Genomic DNA, 15,495 nt, shown 5'->3' on the forward strand with positions numbered 1-15,495 from the left:
CTCTTCGCGTCGCGACGTTTTCGCCGACGGCCCCGCTACCTCAGAACCGATCCCCGAGATAGACGTCCGTCTCCGGAAACAGCGCTGCGAGCCTGTCGCGCGTCCTGCTCGACGCCACCTCGAGCCGGCCCGTCCGCTCGAGTGCGTCCGCCGACCGAGCGCCGACGGCGAGTTGCGAAAGCGCCGCGATATCGAACGTGGCGTCGGGCTCGTGGTCCGCGTCATCGCGTTCGCAGTCGACCTGCCCGTCGGCGACCGTGAGCCGAAACGTTCCGTCGTTCCAGTCGACCAGCGGGTCCGTGACGGCGATCACCAGGCTCGCGTCGGAGACCTCGCGATTCTCATCCCCGTCGGGCACGGAGAGTGCGGACAGCGCGTCGGCCACGTCGACGAGTCGAACCATCGGCCCGTTCGCGACGCCGGTCTCGATCTCGTCCGGCTCCCGCGTGACCTCCCGAAGCGGAACGTCCTCGGGAACTCGGAGTCGGACCCGCTGAACCTGCGATTCGTGGCGGTAGCAGAACGACAGCAGCGCCAGGAAGGCCCCGTGGTCGACGAACGCGAGTTCGGAGACCGACAGCGTTCGGTCGCCCGGTTCCCCGTCGATTGTGTAAACGAGATACCCCTGGACCTGCCCGTCGCGCTCGTAGGCGTAAACGAAGGGGTCGCGCTCGTGACCGGCGAACACCCGGTGGCGCCACCACTCCTCGTCGCGCTCGATCGCCAGGCCGTACCGCTCGGCGTGGGCGTCGTAGACCGGTTCGAGGGCCTCGTACTCGTCGGCCGCAAGTCGGCGGAACGATCCTGCGCCCGCGGCCGGGTCGGCGGCCTCGGTCGCGAACGCGAGATCGGCCGGCTCGCACTCGTGGGTCACGATCTCGTTGCTCGTCTCCCAGCCGTACTGCCGGTAGAACCGGTACCGGAACGGCCACAGGACCGAGAACCGGATGCCGCGGTCGCGGTACTCGGCGAGCGACCGGGCGAGCAACTGGCGGACGTGGCCGTGCCGGCGGTACTCGGGCGGCGTCGCGACCGACGCCAGGCCGGCGGTCGGCTGGGAGTCGCCGCGGACGCGAGTCGAGAGCCAGTAGTGGCGGCAGACGCAGCGCGGTCTCCCGTCTCCGCTGGCGTTACCGCCACCGTTCTCGACGGCGGCCGCGTCGGATTCGTACAGCCCGCGACGCGCGCCGAGGGACGCTCGCGGCGTCTCGTGTTCGTCGGGATCGTACGCCGGGATTCCCGATTCGGGACTGAACGCGTAGCTGCGGTACTCGTGGAAGACGTCCCGTTCGTCGGGGATGGGACGATAGTCGACCATGCGAACGAGAGGGCGAGCGACCGGGAAAACTGTTCGTGATCGCGAGACGCCGGGCCAGCGGCTCGAAACGGATACCGCAGCGCAGGCGCTTCCGCGCTCAATAGCGAGGCGATACGCGAAATACAGCTACTGTCAAATAATTATCAGGTCTGCCATTGGTTCTTCTGTAAATCCCTCGAACAGAACACAAGGTGGCAGAATGAGTTTGGTATCTTCACTGAGTGAGCAATCGATTCGACCATACGCGTTCCTCTATCCGCTCGGAGGGTGGATCGTCATGGCAGTTGTCGCCATCCTGAACGGCGGATTCCGAGAAGTAGTCCTTATTCCACGCGTCGGCGAATACGTTGGTCACATCGTCAGCACCGCGCTATTGGTCGTTGCGATCCTCACCATTTCGTTCGTCTATTTCTCTGAAACGTCGATCGAGTACGCCCGAGCGGAGTTGGGACTCATTGGCATCCTCTGGACGGTGTTGACGGTCGGATTCGAGTTCGGAGTCGGGTACGTCGAAGGAACACCTGTTTCGACGACGATAGGGCAATATAACGTACTAGCCGGACGTGTATGGATCGCCGTTCCGATCACGTTGCTTTTCGCACCGCTCTTGTTCGGCTGGTACCTCTCGGTCTGACGACCGACTGCGCACCGTGCTGATCAGAGCATGGCGGATCAGGCCTGGTCGCGGACGAACGCCTCGATCCGGTTCATCGCTTCCCGGAGGTCCTCGAGCCCGGTCGCGTAGGAGATCCGCAGGTGGCCCTCGCCGCCCGCGCCGAAGACGTCGCCGGGGACGACGGCGACGCCCTGTTCGCGGAGCGCCTGCTGGGCGAACTCCTCGGCGGTGAATCCGTCGGGTACCTCGGGGAAGCAGTAGAACGCGCCCTTGGCCTCGAAGACGTCCATGCCGATCTCTCGGAACCGCGAGAGGACGAACCGGCGGCGCCGATCGTACTGGTCGACCATCTCCCGGACGTCGTTCTCGCAGGAATCTAAGGCCTCGAGCGCGGCGTACTGGGCTGTCGTCGGCGCCGAGAGCATCGTGTACTGATGGATCTTGTTCATCGCGCCGATGGCGTCGGCGGGGCCAAGCGCGTATCCCAGCCGGAGGCCGGTCATCGCGTGGGCCTTCGAGAACCCGTTGAAGACGATGGTGCGCTCGCGCATCCCCTCGAAGCTCGCGATCGAGGTATGCTCACCGTCGTAGGTGAGTTCGGCGTAGATCTCGTCCGAGAGAACCGTCAGGTCGTTCTCGCGGGCGAACTCGGCGATCGGTTCGAGGTCCGATTCGGTCATGATCGCCCCCGTCGGGTTGTTAGGGTAACAGAGGACGAGCAGGTCTGCGTCGGCCGCGCCGGCCGCCTCGAGGCCCTCGACGGTGAGCCGGAAGTCGTCTTCCTCGGTCGTCGGCACGGGCAGCACCTCGCCGCCGGCGAAGATCACGCCAGGCTCGTAAGAGATGTACGAGGGCTGGGCGATCGCGACCGTGTCGCCGGGATCGACGAACGCCCGGAAGGCCAGGTCGACGGCCTCGCTCGCGCCGGCGGTGACGAGGATCTCCTCGTCGGGATCGTAGCCGAGATCGAACCGGTCGGCGACGTAGTCGGCGATCGCCTCGCGGAGCTCGCGCGTGCCCCGGTTGGCGGTGTAGGAGGTCTTGCCCTGTTCGAGGGAGGTGATCGCGGCGTCGCGGGCCGCCCACGGCGTCGCGAAGTCCGGCTCCCCGACGCCCAGCGAGATGACTTCGTCGCGCTCCTCGGCGATCTCGAAGAACCGGCGGATGCCCGACGGCGGGACCGCCTTGACGCGATCTGACAGTTCGAAGGTCATGGTTACGGTGAGAACGAGAGCCGGTCGTCGTCCTCGCCGTCGCCGAGCTCGATCCCGTTCTCCTTGTAGGAGGTCATCACGTAGTGGGTGACCGTCTGGGTAATCTCGGGGACGGGCGCGACCTTCTCGCTGATGAATTGGGAGACCTCGCGGATGGAATCGCCCTCGACCTCCATGTCGAAGTCGTAGTCGCCGCTGACCAGGCGCAGCGCTTTGACCTGCGGGAACCGTGCGAGGCGCTCTGCGATGTCGGCGTAGCCCGTCTCGCGGTCGAGGCGGACGTTCAACTCGACCTCGGCGCGGACGCGTTCGTCCTCGAGCTTGTCCCAGTCGACGACCGCCTGGTAGCCGCGGACGACGCCCGCCGCCTCGAGTTCCTCGATTGCCGCCTCGACCTCGTCTTCCTCGAGGTCAGTCATTCGCGCGATGTCGGCCGCGGAGTACCGCGCGTTCTCACGAAGCAACTCGAGCACCTCGCGTTCGCTCATACGGCTTGGATGCGCGAGCGTGTGTAAAGTTCTAACGTTGTTCGTCCGCCGATCGCAGGGACGGCGACGCCGGGTGCGAGCCGACGATCCGCGGAGCATCGATGGCCGGTTACCGGTAGTTCTTGAACAACAGCGCCCGCACGTCGTCTTTCGTCTGGACCTGCTCGACCGAGCCGTCGGGGAGTTCGACCGCGTACCGGTAGTCCGCCGAGTCCGACTCCTCCCACTTGTCGTCGTGGGTCTCGAGCAGGCTCATCATCTCGTCTAGCATGTCGTCGTCGTCGGCCGACCCGTCGCCGTCTCCGCCATCGTCGGCGCCGTCTTCCCCGTCCTCGGTTTCGTCGTCGGCCGTCGTATCCGTCTCATCCGTCTCGTCCTCGTCGTCCCCGTCGTCGGCGGCCGTTCCGTCCGGTTCGTGATCGACGTCGGCGTCCCCCTCGTCGATGACCTCGTCGGCCGTCGTGGCCTGGTCTTCGACGTAGGAGAGCGCTTCGAGGTCGTGGGGATCGTCCTCGCCGTCGATCGCGGCCCCCACCGAGGCGGCGACGTCGTCGGTCGCCGAGGAGTCGAACTCGTCGGGGTCGAGTTCGATATCGCCGTCGGCATTGTCGATGAGATACTGGACGGCGTCTCGTTCGCGGACGAAACCGTACTTGCCGACGACCGATTCGGAGATCTCCTCGCGGAGGTGTTGGATGAAGGCGTACTGTTCGTCGGTAACCTTGAGCGTCTGCATACCCCGTCGATGCGGCTACGAGTACAAATAGGTAGGTCGTCATCCGTCGCTCTCGCGGGCCGAGTCGCACTCGGACGCGCTCGCCTGGCCGCTGTCGTCCACTGCGTCCCGGCTACCATTTTCGGTCCGGTACGAGCGGGATCATTAAGAACAAACGAAACGAACGGTCTCGTATGGTCCTACAAGAGTCCGACTCCGAACTCGCGGCGGGCGACACCGCGCCCGACTTCGAACTGCCCGGCGTCGACGGGGAGACGTACGCGCTCGACTCGTTCGCCGACGCCGAGGCGCTGTTGCTCGTGTTCACGTGCAACCACTGTCCGTACGCCCAGGCGAAGTTCGACCTGCTGAACGACCTGTCCGACGAGTACGACGACGTCGCGGTCGTCGGGATCAACTCGAACGACGCCGAGGAGTACCCCGAGGATTCCGTCGAGAAGATGCGAGAATTCGTCGACGACGGGAGAGTCTCTTACGACGCGTACCTCCGGGACGAGAGTCAGGACGTCGCCCGGGAGTACGGTGCGGTCTGCACGCCGGACCCGTTCCTCTTCGAACGGAACGACGGAGACGAGGACGGCGCGTTCCGCCTGGTCTACCACGGCCGACTCGACGACGCCCTGAACCCCGACGACGAGCCGACTCGGTACCAGATCCGCGAAGCGATCGAGGCCGTCCTGGCGGGCGAGGAGGTCGACCTCGAGTGGCAGCCGTCACAGGGCTGTTCGATCAAGTGGAAGGACGACTGAGCTGCTGAAGCGGCCGCAATCACTGATTCTCGGGCGACCTCGTACCGCGCAGTTGTGGACGGGTACTGAGCGGATACCGGCGTCGGTCGGCCCCAGACTTTAGTCGCGGGCGGGTGTGGGAGTCGCCGGTATGCCTGCGAACCACGACCCGCGCGGCAACGCGCTCCGGGAGTCGCTCGAGAACGACGAAGTCGCGCTCGGCGTTCTCGACAGCACCTACAATCCGACCGTCGTCGAACTCTACGCGGCGCTCGGCGTGGACTTCGTCTGGATCGATCTCGAGCACGGCGGGCCGAGCCCGCGGGACGCGGAGCGACTAGAGGAACTGCTGCGCGCCGTCGACGGCACCGAGACCGAGTTGCTGGTCCGCGTTCCCGACACCGATCCGTCGCTCGTTCGGAAGGTCCTCGACGCCGGCGTCCGAAACGTCTTTCTCCCGCGAGTCGGCAGCGCCGCGGAACTCGAGCGGGCGGTCCGGGCCGGTCGGTTCGAGTACGACGGCGAACCCGGTCAGCGCGGCCTGGCGAACCCGCGCGCGAGCCGGTGGGGACTCACCGACGACTACGAGACGACCGAAGACGAGTCGATCGTCGTCGGCGTGACCGTCGAAACCCGTGAGGCGCTCGACGATCTGGACGAGATCCTCGACGTGCCGGAACTGGGCTTCGTCTTCATCGGTCCGCTGGACCTCTCGGTGTCTCTGGGCCATCCGGGTGAACTCGACCATCCCGATGTCGAGGAGGCCGTCGAGACGATCCGCTCGGCGGCCGTCGACGCGGGTGTCCCCGTGGGCGGGCTCGGCTTCGGCATGGACGACGTCAACGAGAAGGCCCAACACGGCTATCAGCTCCTGAATATCGGGACCACGACCGGTGCGCTACAGTCCGCGGTCTCCGACTGGCTGGCGAAGTACGAGGGCGAGTAACCCGTCCGGACGCCGACCGGGATTCGAGATCGGACTCGGATACGCCACGATGAGGTTCCGAAAAGCGACGCCAGGCGCCGGGTCAGTTGAACATGCCGGGTCGGTGCTCAACTATGCGGGCTCGGTATATCACCGACGCCGCAATGGTTCGTCTCCCTTCGATCGTCCTGTCGCTCCAGTCCCCGCTGCGCCCGGATCCGATCCTGCGCCTTCAGGAGCTGTACTTCTCCTCGTTCGAGACGCAAGTGTTCGCGACGCTGTTCTTGATCGCCCTCCTCCCGCTCGGCGCCGAGGTCGCCTCGCACGTTCGGACGAGGGTGCGCCGTCGGTACGGGCGACAGCTCGCCGAGGCGAGCTCCGTCCTCGTGCTCGCGGCCGTCGTCGTCGCGGACGTCTACGCGTTCAGCGTCGTCTGGCACGTGACGTACATGCTCCGGTACACGCTCGACGTGATGCTGATCGACCGGTGGCTGGCCGCCCGTCAGCTCGTCAGCGCCGCGGTGGCTGTCACCGCCTACCTCGCGATCCGGTTCGTCAACCGGTCGATCGACAAGCTCGCTCAGACGGACGCGATCACGAAACACCAGAGCGAGGTCGCGTACCACGTCACCGACATCTGTATCGTCGGCTTCGCCGGGACGATCCTACTCTCGCTCTGGGGAATCGACCTCACCAACATCTTCATCGGCGCCGGCGCGATCACGGCGGTCGTCGCGCTGACGGCCCGCGAGACGCTGGCGGCCATGCTCGCCGGCTTCATCCTGCTGTTCTCCCGGCCGTTCTACGTTGGCGACTGGATCGCGATCGATGAGACCACCGGCATCGTCACCGACGTCACGATCTTCACCACCAAGATTCAGACGTTCGGCGACCGACACGTCCTCGTCCCGAACGATCAGGTGACCAGCAGCCCGCTGATCAACTACTCGCGGAACGACCAGCTCCGCGTCGACGTCGAAGTCGGCGTCGGCTACGACACGGACCTCGAACACGCCCGCGCCGTCGTCGCGGACGCCGTCGCTGATCTCGAAGAGATCAAGAACGCGCCCAACCCGCAGGTCGTCGCGACCCGGTTCGACGACTCGGCGATCACGCTCGAGTGTCGCGTCTGGATCGGCGACCCAACGATGCGTCGCAAGCTGGACGCGCAGACGGCCGTGATCGAAGCCATCGTGGACGCGTTCGATCGCGAGGGGATCGAGATTCCCTACCCGCAGCGCGTCCACGCCGCCCGCGACGATCCGGGATTTCGGGTTCGATCCGCAACCCCGGAGGAGACGGAGCTCGGAACGGCTACTGATTGAGAGCGGAAGAGAACAGAGAAAAACGAGCGCACCCGCGACGGCGGCCGAGACGACTATCCGTCCGACCGCCGTCGGCCGTTCGACGGTGTCTCTCCGACCGCGGTGTCCGACCGCTTACCGCCGGACCGCGCGCCGGTACTGCACCGGCCACTGCTTCGCCGCTTCCGCCGGATCGCGTTCGAGTTCGTCGGCGGCGTGAAGCCCGAAGTACGGATCGCGCAGGAACTCCCGCCCGACCAGCACCAGGTCGGTCCGGCCGTTGCGGACCAACGCGTCGGCCTGTTCGGGCTCGGTGACGCCCCCGACGGCTCCGACGGCGACGTCGGCGCCCTCACGGACCCGCTCGGCCAGGGGCACCTGGAAGTTCGGCCCGCCCGGAATCGCCTCGTCGGGGTGGAGCCCGCCGGAGCTGACGTCGACCAGGTCGACCCCCAGCTCGGCGAGGTCGTCGGCCAGGCGGACCGACTGCTCGATATCCCACGATTCGGGCTCGCGGTCGTCGAGCCAGTCGGTGCCGGAGATGCGGACGAAGACCGGCTTGTCCTCGGGCCAAACGTCGCGGACTGCTCGAACGACTTCGCGGACCAGGCGCGTGCGGTTCTCGAAGCTGCCCCCGTAGTCGTCCTCGCGGCGATTCGTGACCGGCGAGAGGAACTCGTGGAGCAGGTAGCCGTGGGCCGCGTGGATCTCGGCGATCTCGAAGCCGGCGTCGAGCGAGCGTTCGGCGGCGGCGCGGTAGGCGTCGATCACGCCCTGGATGTCGTCCTGATCGGCCTTCCGCATCGCGGGGCGGTCGCCCTCGAACGGCGGGTAGGCGTCGGGCGACGGCGAGAGGACTTCCCAGCCCGTCGCACCGTCGGGATCGGTCTCGTCGGGCCCGATCGGAACGTTCCCGTCCCACGGGCGGGTCTTGCTGGCCTTGTGGCCCGCGTGGGCGAGCTGGATCGCCGGGACGCCACCCTGATCGCGGACGAACTCGGTGATCGGCTCGAGCGCGGCCGCGTGCTCGTCGCTCCAGATCCCAAGGTCGTGGGGGGTAATTCGGCCGGCTGGCTCGACGGCGGTCGCCTCGGTCATGACGATGCCGGCGCCGCCGACGGCCCGGCTGCCGAGGTGGACGCGGTGCCACTCGGTCGGCAGGCCGTCGTCCTCGCAGGTGTACTGGCACATCGGCGAGACGGCGATTCGGTTCGGCGCCTCCACGTCGCGCAACGACAACGGAGCGAGCGCGTCTGTCATCGCCCGCCCGTAGCCGTGGCGGAAGGAAAACGCCCGTGGACGGGGAGGGCATTGCCGCCTAGTACGCCGCTGTATAGCAGGTCACGCCCGTGATCCGGTCCCACGACCACTTATTTCAGTCCCGAACCGAGTACCGGTATGACCGCGACCCCGTCCGTTCCGGACCTGTTCGACGCCGACCGCCCCGTCCTCGGCATGGTGCACCTCCCGCCGCTGCCCGGCGCACCCGACTTCGGCGACGGAGAAGCGGACGACCGCCAGGCCGTTCGCACTCGCGCGCTCGAGGACGCGCGCCGACTCGAAGCCGGCGGCGTCGACGGCATCGTCGTCGAGAACTTCGGCGACGCGCCGTTCTACCCCGAGGACGTGCCGAAACACGTCGTCGCGGAACTGACCGCCGTCGCGACGAGCCTGACCGACGCCGTCGACGTGCCGGTCGGGGTCAACGTGCTCCGCAACGACGCCGAAGCGGCGCTGTCGATCGCCGCGGCCGCCGACGCCGATTTCGTCCGCGTCAACGTCCACGTCGGTACCGCCGCCACCGATCAGGGCGTCATCGAAGGCCGGGCTCACGAGACGCTCCGCCTCCGGGATCGGCTCGACGCCGCCGTCGCGATCCTCGCGGACGTCCACGTCAAGCACGCCAGGCCGATCGGCGAGCGGGACATCGAACGCGCCGCCCTCGAGACGGTCGAGCGGGGCAAGGCGGACGGCGTGATCGTCTCCGGGTCGGGAACCGGTGCCGAAACGCGGGTGGCGGATATCGAACGTGTCGCCGACGTGCTGGCCGACCCCGACGGCGAGCGCGCGTCGGTGTTCGTCGGTAGCGGCGTGACGACCGAGACGGTCGGCGACTGCTTCGCCGCGGGCGCGGACGGCGTCATCGTCGGCACCGCGCTCAAGCGCGGCGGCGAGACGACCGCTCCCGTCTCCGAGGAGCGCGTCGCGGACCTCGTGGACGCGGCGCGGGCGGCGGACGCGAGCGATTGACAGTCAGTCGGTCAGAGCCCGAGCATCAGGGGGCCGATCAGGACCCCCATCAGATGGACGCGGCGGGCTCGCAGCCGGACTGGAACCATCCCGACCGCGGCCGCCGCGACGAAGATCGCGATCCCGATCGGGCCGGTGAACAGATACGAGAGCACGAGTAACAGGACCAGAACCGCGACCGATACCTTCCAGTACGCGAGCCGACCGATCAGGTCCAGATAGGCGTCCCCGACGGCGATGACGAGCGCGAAGCCGACCAGGCCGGCGAGGACGACGGCCGCGAGCAGAACCGGGAGTGCAAGCGGCGCGCTCGTGCGCTCGAAGGCCACCAGCACGCCGGTCCGCGGCTGGCCGATGGCAGCCAGCGCGAAGAGTGCGAAAATGGTGTTCGCGGTGTCGACGCCGCTGGTCGCGACGATATAGCCCCGGTCGCTGGCGCCCTCCGGCACGACGATCAGCACCGCGACGGCGGCGATGGCCGCCGTGATGCCGGGGACGTACCCGACGATGGCACCCGCGAGCGCGCCGGCGACCGCCGTGGCGCCGACGACGCGCCGCGAGACGTTGATCGTCCCGTTGGCCTGGCGGGGGAGTCCGCCCCCGCGGATCGCGTCGAGCAACACCGGCGCGCCGAACAGCCCCGCGAAGAGGGGTGCGAGGGTGCCGCCAGCCGCGAGCGGCGCATCCGGCGAGAGGTCCAACGTGAGCGCGCCGAGGCCGGCGGCGAGCGCGAACGAGAGCAGGCCGCCGACCCGACCGCGTCGGGAGCGTTCCGTTGCGATCATCGTCACTGCGACCGCCGCGAGGACGAGCGACAGGTGCGCCCGGAGCGTCGGGTAGACGGTCGTGACGGCCCGGGTCACCGGCACGGCGAGGGGCACCGCGGCGAGCACGGCGAGGAGGCTGCCAACCGCGGAGAGCCGGATCGCCTCGTAGCCGCGGCCGGCGAGCACCAGGCGGTGGCCCGGAAGTGCGGTGACGGCCATCTCGGCGTCGGGGACGCCCAGCGCCATCGCGGGGACAGCGTTGCAGAAGGTGTGGACGACGCCGGCGGCGAGCATCGCGCAGCCGACGAACAGCGGCGGCCCGGGAACCGACGGTGCGAGCCCTGCTAGCAGGAGCGCGAAGTTGTTGGCGTGTAGCCCCGGCACGAGCCCGCTGCAGGTCCCCAGCAGCGCGCCGGCGAGCACCCAGGCGAGGAGCCGCAGGGACAGCGCCGGGTCAGCGACGAGTTCGACTGCCTCGACTGGAGCGGCGGCCATCGGCTCGCCTGGCCGCGGCATGGGTTATAGACTCTCGGCTCGGTGTTGCAGCGGTCGAACGGAGACTGGACACGACCTGTGAAGGCGGTAGTGTCGCCACTCATCGGGAAGCGTTGAGAAAAATTCGGGATTCGAAACTCGTCGGAACCGAACCGACGTGAGTGGACGGGACTTATCCGAAGAGCTCGCCGAGGCCCTCGCCGCTGGCCTCTTCGTCTTCGTCGTCGTCCTCGTCTTCGTCCGTCGTGTCCGGCACGTCGCTGGTCTCTTCGGCCTCTTCCTCTTCGGCTGCGGCTTCGCCGCCAGCAGCAGCGCCACCCGCGGCGGCTCCGCCGGCGGGGACGGCAGCGGCCTCGGAGACAGCCTCGTCGATGTCAACGTCCTCGAGCGCGGCGACGAGCGCCTTCACGCGGGACTCTTCGACGTCGACGCCGGCGGCGTCGAGCACGTCGGTGAGGTTGTCTTCGTTGATCTCTTCGCCCGATTCGTTCAGGATGAGTGCAGCGTAAACGTATTCCATTGTAATGTCCTCCGTTGATCAGTTGGTTAGCCGAACATTTCGCCGAGCCCTTCCGCGCCGCCATCGCCGTCGTCTTCGTCGTCATCGTCGGTGTCGGCGTCCTCGGCTTCGGTCTCGGCAGCGTCCTGTTCGTCAGCCGATTCGTCTTCGTCCTCGGCACCCGCCGATTCGGCGGGCGCCGCGACGTCCTGCAGTTCCTCAGGCAGAGCCTCCTCGTCGTCGATCTGGGCCGCGAGCGCACGCAGCTGTGCGTCGGCCTTGCTGACGAGGTCCGGCATCAGATCTTCGTCCTCGATCGCGGCCTGCAGGCCGAGGCTCTTGGCCTCGCCCGTGGCCTTGGCGATGAGCGTCGGGGCCGTCGTCGCGGTCGGGAAGCTCGCGTTGACCGAGAGGTTCCGTGCGCGAGCGGCGGCCGCCTGGACGTCGCTCTGGTAGGCCTCGACGTCGATGTCGAGGTCCTCCGGGCCGAAGAGCACGCCGTCGGCGACGACAGCGCGCAGGTCGAGACCGACCTCCTTCGGCTCGATACCCAGTTCGTTGAGGACGTTCGCCAGATCCGCAGAGACTTCCTCGCCGGCCTCTAAGACCGTCGAGTCCTCCATAACCTGGATCGAACCGTCCTCGATCCGTGCGTTCGCGCCGATGCTCTGGAGTTCGCCGACGAACGGCCCCGGATCGACACCGGTGTCCCCTTCGGGGATGACGATGTCGTTCGGCGCCACTTCGCCTTCGTTGATCGGCGCAGGCGTCTTCGACGCCTCGAGCTCCTTGTACAGCGAGAAGGGGTTCTCGTCGGTCGCGACGAGTCCCACCTGCCCCTCGATGTGGTCGACGAGGTCGCCGAGTCCGGCGTCCTCTAAGGCACGGACCTGCAGCGTATTGCGGCTGACGCGCAACACGGCGGTACCGTGCAGGTCACGACGCATGTCCTGGAGCTGTTTCGAGGGAATGCCGGCGATGCCGACGACGCCGACGCTCTCGTACTCGTCGATGAGGTGTTCGAGCTCGTCGACCTCCTCTTTCTTCCACTGGGGAAGGTTTTCGGTCTTGCGTTCAGCCTGTGCGCTCATATTAGGCCACCTCCACGGAGGGCCCCATCGTCGTCTTCACGTAGACGATGTCGATGTTCTGGGGTCCCTTCTCGAGGTCGGCGTGCAGACGACGCAGGATGACGTCGATGTTGTCGGCGATGTTCTCGGCATCCATGTCCTCGGCGCCGACGAGCGTATGGAAGGTCCGTCGGTCGCGGGAGCGAAGCTGCACGGTGTTTTTCAGTCGGTTGACGGTCTCGACGACGTCCTCGTCCGGCGAGAGCGGGTCCGGCATCTTCCCCCGGGGACCGAGAATGGTACCCAGGTGCCGGGCGATATCTTGCATCATCGCCTCTTCGGCGATGAAGAAGTCCGTCTCGTCGGCCATATCCTTGGCTTCGTCATCGTCCAGATCGGCCACGTCGTCTTCCGAGAGGACCTCGTCCGCGACCTCTTCGGCGCGGACTGCGGTCTCGCCCTCGGCGATGACGACGATTCGCGTCTCCTGGCCGGTTCCGGACGGCAGGACGACGGACTCGTCAACACGGTTCGACGGTTCGTTTAGGTCGAGGTCGCGCAGATTAATCGCGAGGTCCACCGTCTCGGTAAAGTTCCGGTTCGGTGACTCCTCGAGTGCGCGAGCTACTGCGGTTTCAATATCCGAATCTGCCATCGTTCACCTCCGTAGTACGCAGGACTGCTCCTACGGGTCAGTGAAACAGGCGATGCCTGTCTCTTTTGAACCAAATGCCATGGCGAACTTAAACCCGTCGAACTGGCGCGCACCTCCCCGTTCGCGACCGGCCTCGACGTGCTGCACGCGGACATCAGTTCCGGCCGTTCACGGTCCCAGTACGGTCGCATTCGAGCCGCTGAAACCACTGCGAGCGATCGATCCGAGATCCCGCTCACAGTCATGGCAACCGAAAATTCTATTATACGGACTTGTGTACTCCCGTCCCATGTGGCCATTAGACTTATATGCTATAATCGGGCCGGCGGTCCTCGAATCAGTCACCACGCTCGACGTCGGGGGGACGCTCGACGCGTACCGATCGCTCGAACCGCTGCTCCGGCTTGGCGGCCAGTTCGCCGGCACCGCCCTCGTCGCGCTGATCGTACTCGGACTGCTCCAGCGGTCCGCCCCCCACTCGGTGACGAAAGCCCGCCGCAGTCCCGTCATCTCGCTGTGTATCGGACTGCCTGGCCTGGCCATCGTCGGCGGCCTGGCGAGTACGGGATACCTTATCATCGATACGGGCGTCGGGGCGTTCTTCGGGGTGCCGCTGGTCATTCTCGGCGCGTCCGTACTCCCGGTGGTGACGGCGCTCGGGTTCGTCGCGATCGGTCGCACCGTCGCCGCGCGGCTCGGCGTCGACCGGCTGTGGGTCGGCATCCTCGTCGGCGCCCTCTGCAGCGGACTCGCCGGCCTCTCGCTCCCGACGACCGTCGTACTGGCCGGCCTGGCCGGCGCGCTCGGCCTGGGTGCGAGCGTCCGCGTTCTGTTCGGCGGCGTTGGTGCTGCGCGCCCGGACGAGCGTACCGTCCCGCCCGCGAACAAGATCTAATCCGGTCGCTTCGAGCTGTCCTGCGCGTCGAACGATCGCCCTGTTCGTTCTCGGCGACGTGTGCCCCTCGGTCGCGTTCGATCGAGAAATCGATGGGGCCTGTACGCACGTGCGTTAGAATGAAGGTACAAGACACGTACAAAGTACGCGAAGATTTAGCTACGCAGAGATTCGTCTGTGACGGGACGAACGGAAAACCGAAAACTCGGATCGGCTCGGTTACGCTTCAGCGAGGACGTCGTCGTACTCGCCGTCGTCGACGCGCTCCTTGAACTCGCGGGCGTCGTTGCCCTCGATGGTGACGCCCATCGAGGCGCAGGTGCCGACGACTTCCTTCGCGGCGTTTTTCACGTCGTAAGCGAGCAGGTCGGGGTGTTTCTGCTCGGCGATCTGTCTGACCTGATCGACGGAGAGGTCCGCGACGAAGTCCTCCTGGGGTTCGCCGCTGCCGGTGTCGAAGCCGGCCTCGTCCTTGATGAGTTCGGCCGTCGGCGGGACACCGACGTCGATCTCGAAGGAGCCGTCGTCCTCGTAGTCGACGGTGACGGGGACTTCGGTCCCGTCGAACGCCTCGGTCTGATCGTTGATCTCTTGGACGACCGCCTGCACGTCGACGGGCGTCGGTCCGAGCTCGGGACCGAGCGGCGGGCCGGGATCGGCCTGGCCACCCGGAACGAGCACTTCGATGGTTCCAGCCATACCCGTCACAACCCGTGCGCGAGTTTTAAGGATTGCTTTTTCGGGCAGTCTTCGTCTGTGACCATCTGACGTGCTACTTACTTTCGTGATCGAGGTCGATCACTCGACGCTTTCCGCTCGCCACTCGGCGAACGAGTCGAGGACGTCGCTCTCGTCGAAGCGCTCGATACAGGGAACGTCGTAGGGATGGACCTCTCGCACGCGTGTGACGAGGTCGTCGTACGCCTCGTCGGTGGTCTTCGCGAGCAGGACCTCCTCGTCGTCGTGGTGGATCTCGCCGTCCCAGCGGTAGGTCGAGGTCGTCGCGAGCCGGTTGACGCAGGCGGCGAGTCGCTCCTCGACCAAGCGGTCAGCGAGCTCGTCGGCCGCTTCGGGCGGAGCCGTAATGTAGACGGTCGGCATACCTGCGGCTACGACCGAGTCGAGGAAAAGCGCACCGTCACGGTTCGAGTTCGGGCTCCGCCTCGGCTCGGCGGCCGCCCGCGACGGCGCAACGACGCGACGGGAGAAGCGGAGACGATCAGCTATCGGGGCCGTCGACCGGATTGAACGTGCCGTTGATGTCCCACTCGTGGATGCAGTGCGGGTTGCCGACTCGCTTTTCGCCGTCCTCGCGGGCGATCTGCCAGGCCTCGAGGTCGTCGTCCCACGCTTCCGCTCGGTCGCACTCCTCGCAAACTCTCGCGGTCGGTTTTCGTACCTGTGCGCTCATTACCACACCGTGCGAACTCGACGCATATAACGGTATTCGTGTGCGGCAAGTGCTGCCCGCCGGTGACAGGTTCCGATCGGGGTTCCGGACTCGTTTTCACATCTGGTACTCGCGGGCGAAGTTC

Annotated in this window: 18 protein-coding genes; 6 read left to right on the forward strand and 12 right to left on the reverse strand. The window is 66.8% G+C overall.

Going from position 1 to position 15,495, the window contains the following annotated elements:
• Positions 1 to 40: 40 nt before the first annotated feature.
• A complete protein-coding gene (locus tag BMY29_RS05610) occupies positions 41 to 1,318 on the reverse strand; it encodes a GNAT family N-acetyltransferase (RefSeq protein ID WP_049990508.1) in 1,278 nt (425 codons plus the stop codon).
• A gap of 277 nt (positions 1,319 to 1,595) precedes the next feature.
• Between BMY29_RS05610 and BMY29_RS05615 the strand changes: the two genes are divergently transcribed.
• Positions 1,596 to 1,952: a hypothetical protein gene (locus BMY29_RS05615; protein WP_241471292.1), complete on the forward strand. Its 357-nt coding sequence runs from the start codon at positions 1,596 to 1,598 to the stop codon at positions 1,950 to 1,952.
• A gap of 38 nt (positions 1,953 to 1,990) precedes the next feature.
• On the opposite strand, the gene BMY29_RS05620 is transcribed toward BMY29_RS05615, so the two are convergent.
• From BMY29_RS05620 to BMY29_RS05630, 3 genes are all read right to left on the reverse strand, one after another.
• Positions 1,991 to 3,148 carry a pyridoxal phosphate-dependent aminotransferase gene (locus BMY29_RS05620; protein ID WP_049990506.1) on the reverse strand — a complete coding sequence of 386 codons (1,158 nt, stop codon included), beginning with the start codon at positions 3,146 to 3,148 and terminating at the stop codon, positions 1,991 to 1,993.
• 2 nt (positions 3,149 to 3,150) lie between these two features.
• Positions 3,151 to 3,636: an Lrp/AsnC family transcriptional regulator gene (locus tag BMY29_RS05625; RefSeq protein WP_049990505.1), complete on the reverse strand. Its 486-nt coding sequence runs from the start codon at positions 3,634 to 3,636 to the stop codon at positions 3,151 to 3,153.
• A 109-nt stretch (positions 3,637 to 3,745) separates the two neighbouring features.
• Complete coding sequence (locus tag BMY29_RS05630; RefSeq protein ID WP_049990504.1) at positions 3,746 to 4,372, reverse strand: hypothetical protein; 627 nt, start codon at positions 4,370 to 4,372, stop codon at positions 3,746 to 3,748.
• Between the two features lie 173 nt (positions 4,373 to 4,545).
• Between BMY29_RS05630 and BMY29_RS05635 the strand changes: the two genes are divergently transcribed.
• The 3 genes from BMY29_RS05635 to BMY29_RS05645 all read left to right on the forward strand — a co-directional run bounded on the left by BMY29_RS05635 (position 4,546) and on the right by BMY29_RS05645 (position 7,350).
• Complete coding sequence (locus BMY29_RS05635; protein ID WP_049990503.1) at positions 4,546 to 5,121, forward strand: thioredoxin family protein; 576 nt, start codon at positions 4,546 to 4,548, stop codon at positions 5,119 to 5,121.
• 130 nt (positions 5,122 to 5,251) lie between these two features.
• Positions 5,252 to 6,046, forward strand: a complete 795-nt coding sequence (locus BMY29_RS05640) for an HpcH/HpaI aldolase family protein (protein WP_049990502.1) — start codon at positions 5,252 to 5,254, stop codon at positions 6,044 to 6,046.
• Between the two features lie 143 nt (positions 6,047 to 6,189).
• Complete coding sequence (locus BMY29_RS05645) at positions 6,190 to 7,350, forward strand: mechanosensitive ion channel family protein (RefSeq protein WP_049990501.1); 1,161 nt, start codon at positions 6,190 to 6,192, stop codon at positions 7,348 to 7,350.
• Positions 7,351 to 7,464: 114 nt separating this feature from the next.
• On the opposite strand, the gene BMY29_RS05650 is transcribed toward BMY29_RS05645, so the two are convergent.
• Complete coding sequence (locus BMY29_RS05650; RefSeq protein WP_049990500.1) at positions 7,465 to 8,589, reverse strand: NADH:flavin oxidoreductase/NADH oxidase; 1,125 nt, start codon at positions 8,587 to 8,589, stop codon at positions 7,465 to 7,467.
• A gap of 138 nt (positions 8,590 to 8,727) precedes the next feature.
• Here BMY29_RS05650 and BMY29_RS05655 point away from each other — a divergent pair, with 138 nt between their 5' ends.
• Positions 8,728 to 9,579, forward strand: coding sequence for a BtpA/SgcQ family protein (locus BMY29_RS05655; protein WP_049990499.1), 852 nt, complete (start codon positions 8,728 to 8,730; stop codon positions 9,577 to 9,579).
• 11 nt (positions 9,580 to 9,590) lie between these two features.
• Here the strand turns inward: BMY29_RS05655 and BMY29_RS05660 are convergent, their stop codons facing one another.
• From BMY29_RS05660 to BMY29_RS05675, 4 genes are all read right to left on the reverse strand, one after another.
• Complete coding sequence (locus BMY29_RS05660; RefSeq protein WP_049990584.1) at positions 9,591 to 10,841, reverse strand: tripartite tricarboxylate transporter permease; 1,251 nt, start codon at positions 10,839 to 10,841, stop codon at positions 9,591 to 9,593.
• Between the two features lie 172 nt (positions 10,842 to 11,013).
• A complete protein-coding gene (gene rpl12p / locus BMY29_RS05665) occupies positions 11,014 to 11,361 on the reverse strand; it encodes a 50S ribosomal protein P1 (RefSeq protein ID WP_049990498.1) in 348 nt (115 codons plus the stop codon).
• Positions 11,362 to 11,387: 26 nt separating this feature from the next.
• Positions 11,388 to 12,431: a 50S ribosomal protein L10 gene (locus tag BMY29_RS05670; RefSeq protein ID WP_074854648.1), complete on the reverse strand. Its 1,044-nt coding sequence runs from the start codon at positions 12,429 to 12,431 to the stop codon at positions 11,388 to 11,390.
• 1 nt (position 12,432) lies between these two features.
• Entirely contained in the window at positions 12,433 to 13,065 is a 633-nt protein-coding gene (locus BMY29_RS05675; RefSeq protein WP_049991991.1) for a 50S ribosomal protein L1, read from the reverse strand.
• Between the two features lie 289 nt (positions 13,066 to 13,354).
• Here BMY29_RS05675 and BMY29_RS05680 point away from each other — a divergent pair, with 289 nt between their 5' ends.
• Positions 13,355 to 13,960 (forward strand): hypothetical protein, encoded by a 606-nt coding sequence (locus tag BMY29_RS05680; protein WP_049991992.1) that lies wholly within the window; start codon positions 13,355 to 13,357, stop codon positions 13,958 to 13,960.
• A gap of 219 nt (positions 13,961 to 14,179) precedes the next feature.
• Here BMY29_RS05680 and BMY29_RS05685 read toward each other — a convergent pair whose 3' ends face one another.
• From BMY29_RS05685 to BMY29_RS05695, 3 genes are all read right to left on the reverse strand, one after another.
• Positions 14,180 to 14,659, reverse strand: coding sequence for a 50S ribosomal protein L11 (locus tag BMY29_RS05685; RefSeq protein ID WP_049991993.1), 480 nt, complete (start codon positions 14,657 to 14,659; stop codon positions 14,180 to 14,182).
• A 99-nt stretch (positions 14,660 to 14,758) separates the two neighbouring features.
• Complete coding sequence (gene cutA / locus BMY29_RS05690) at positions 14,759 to 15,061, reverse strand: divalent-cation tolerance protein CutA (protein WP_049991994.1); 303 nt, start codon at positions 15,059 to 15,061, stop codon at positions 14,759 to 14,761.
• A gap of 118 nt (positions 15,062 to 15,179) precedes the next feature.
• On the reverse strand, positions 15,180 to 15,371 hold the full coding sequence (locus BMY29_RS05695) for an HEWD family protein (RefSeq protein ID WP_049991995.1): 192 nt from the start codon (positions 15,369 to 15,371) through the stop codon (positions 15,180 to 15,182).
• Positions 15,372 to 15,495: the final 124 nt, after the last annotated feature.

This window comes from Natrinema salifodinae (assembly GCF_900110455.1).
Taxonomy (GTDB): domain Archaea; phylum Halobacteriota; class Halobacteria; order Halobacteriales; family Natrialbaceae; genus Natrinema; species Natrinema salifodinae.

Excerpts from the sequence above, each read along its gene's own strand:
- BMY29_RS05660 (WP_049990584.1), bottom strand. The coding sequence starts at position 10,841 with ATGGCCGCCGCTCCAGTCGAGGCAGTCGAACTCGTCGCTGACCCGGCG.
- rpl12p (WP_049990498.1), bottom strand. The coding sequence starts at position 11,361 with ATGGAATACGTTTACGCTGCACTCATCCTGAACGAATCGGGCGAAGAG.
- BMY29_RS05630 (WP_049990504.1), bottom strand. The coding sequence starts at position 4,372 with ATGCAGACGCTCAAGGTTACCGACGAACAGTACGCCTTCATCCAACAC.
- BMY29_RS05675 (WP_049991991.1), bottom strand. The coding sequence starts at position 13,065 with ATGGCAGATTCGGATATTGAAACCGCAGTAGCTCGCGCACTCGAGGAG.
- BMY29_RS05650 (WP_049990500.1), bottom strand. The coding sequence starts at position 8,589 with ATGACAGACGCGCTCGCTCCGTTGTCGTTGCGCGACGTGGAGGCGCCG.
- BMY29_RS05620 (WP_049990506.1), bottom strand. The coding sequence starts at position 3,148 with ATGACCTTCGAACTGTCAGATCGCGTCAAGGCGGTCCCGCCGTCGGGC.
- BMY29_RS05645 (WP_049990501.1), top strand. The coding sequence starts at position 6,190 with ATGGTTCGTCTCCCTTCGATCGTCCTGTCGCTCCAGTCCCCGCTGCGC.
- BMY29_RS05680 (WP_049991992.1), top strand. The coding sequence starts at position 13,355 with ATGTGGCCATTAGACTTATATGCTATAATCGGGCCGGCGGTCCTCGAA.
- BMY29_RS05640 (WP_049990502.1), top strand. The coding sequence starts at position 5,252 with ATGCCTGCGAACCACGACCCGCGCGGCAACGCGCTCCGGGAGTCGCTC.
- BMY29_RS05635 (WP_049990503.1), top strand. The coding sequence starts at position 4,546 with ATGGTCCTACAAGAGTCCGACTCCGAACTCGCGGCGGGCGACACCGCG.
- BMY29_RS05615 (WP_241471292.1), top strand. The coding sequence starts at position 1,596 with ATGGCAGTTGTCGCCATCCTGAACGGCGGATTCCGAGAAGTAGTCCTT.
- BMY29_RS05655 (WP_049990499.1), top strand. The coding sequence starts at position 8,728 with ATGACCGCGACCCCGTCCGTTCCGGACCTGTTCGACGCCGACCGCCCC.
- BMY29_RS05625 (WP_049990505.1), bottom strand. The coding sequence starts at position 3,636 with ATGAGCGAACGCGAGGTGCTCGAGTTGCTTCGTGAGAACGCGCGGTAC.
- BMY29_RS05610 (WP_049990508.1), bottom strand. The coding sequence starts at position 1,318 with ATGGTCGACTATCGTCCCATCCCCGACGAACGGGACGTCTTCCACGAG.
- BMY29_RS05695 (WP_049991995.1), bottom strand. The coding sequence starts at position 15,371 with ATGAGCGCACAGGTACGAAAACCGACCGCGAGAGTTTGCGAGGAGTGC.
- BMY29_RS05670 (WP_074854648.1), bottom strand. The coding sequence starts at position 12,431 with ATGAGCGCACAGGCTGAACGCAAGACCGAAAACCTTCCCCAGTGGAAG.
- cutA (WP_049991994.1), bottom strand. The coding sequence starts at position 15,061 with ATGCCGACCGTCTACATTACGGCTCCGCCCGAAGCGGCCGACGAGCTC.
- BMY29_RS05685 (WP_049991993.1), bottom strand. The coding sequence starts at position 14,659 with ATGGCTGGAACCATCGAAGTGCTCGTTCCGGGTGGCCAGGCCGATCCC.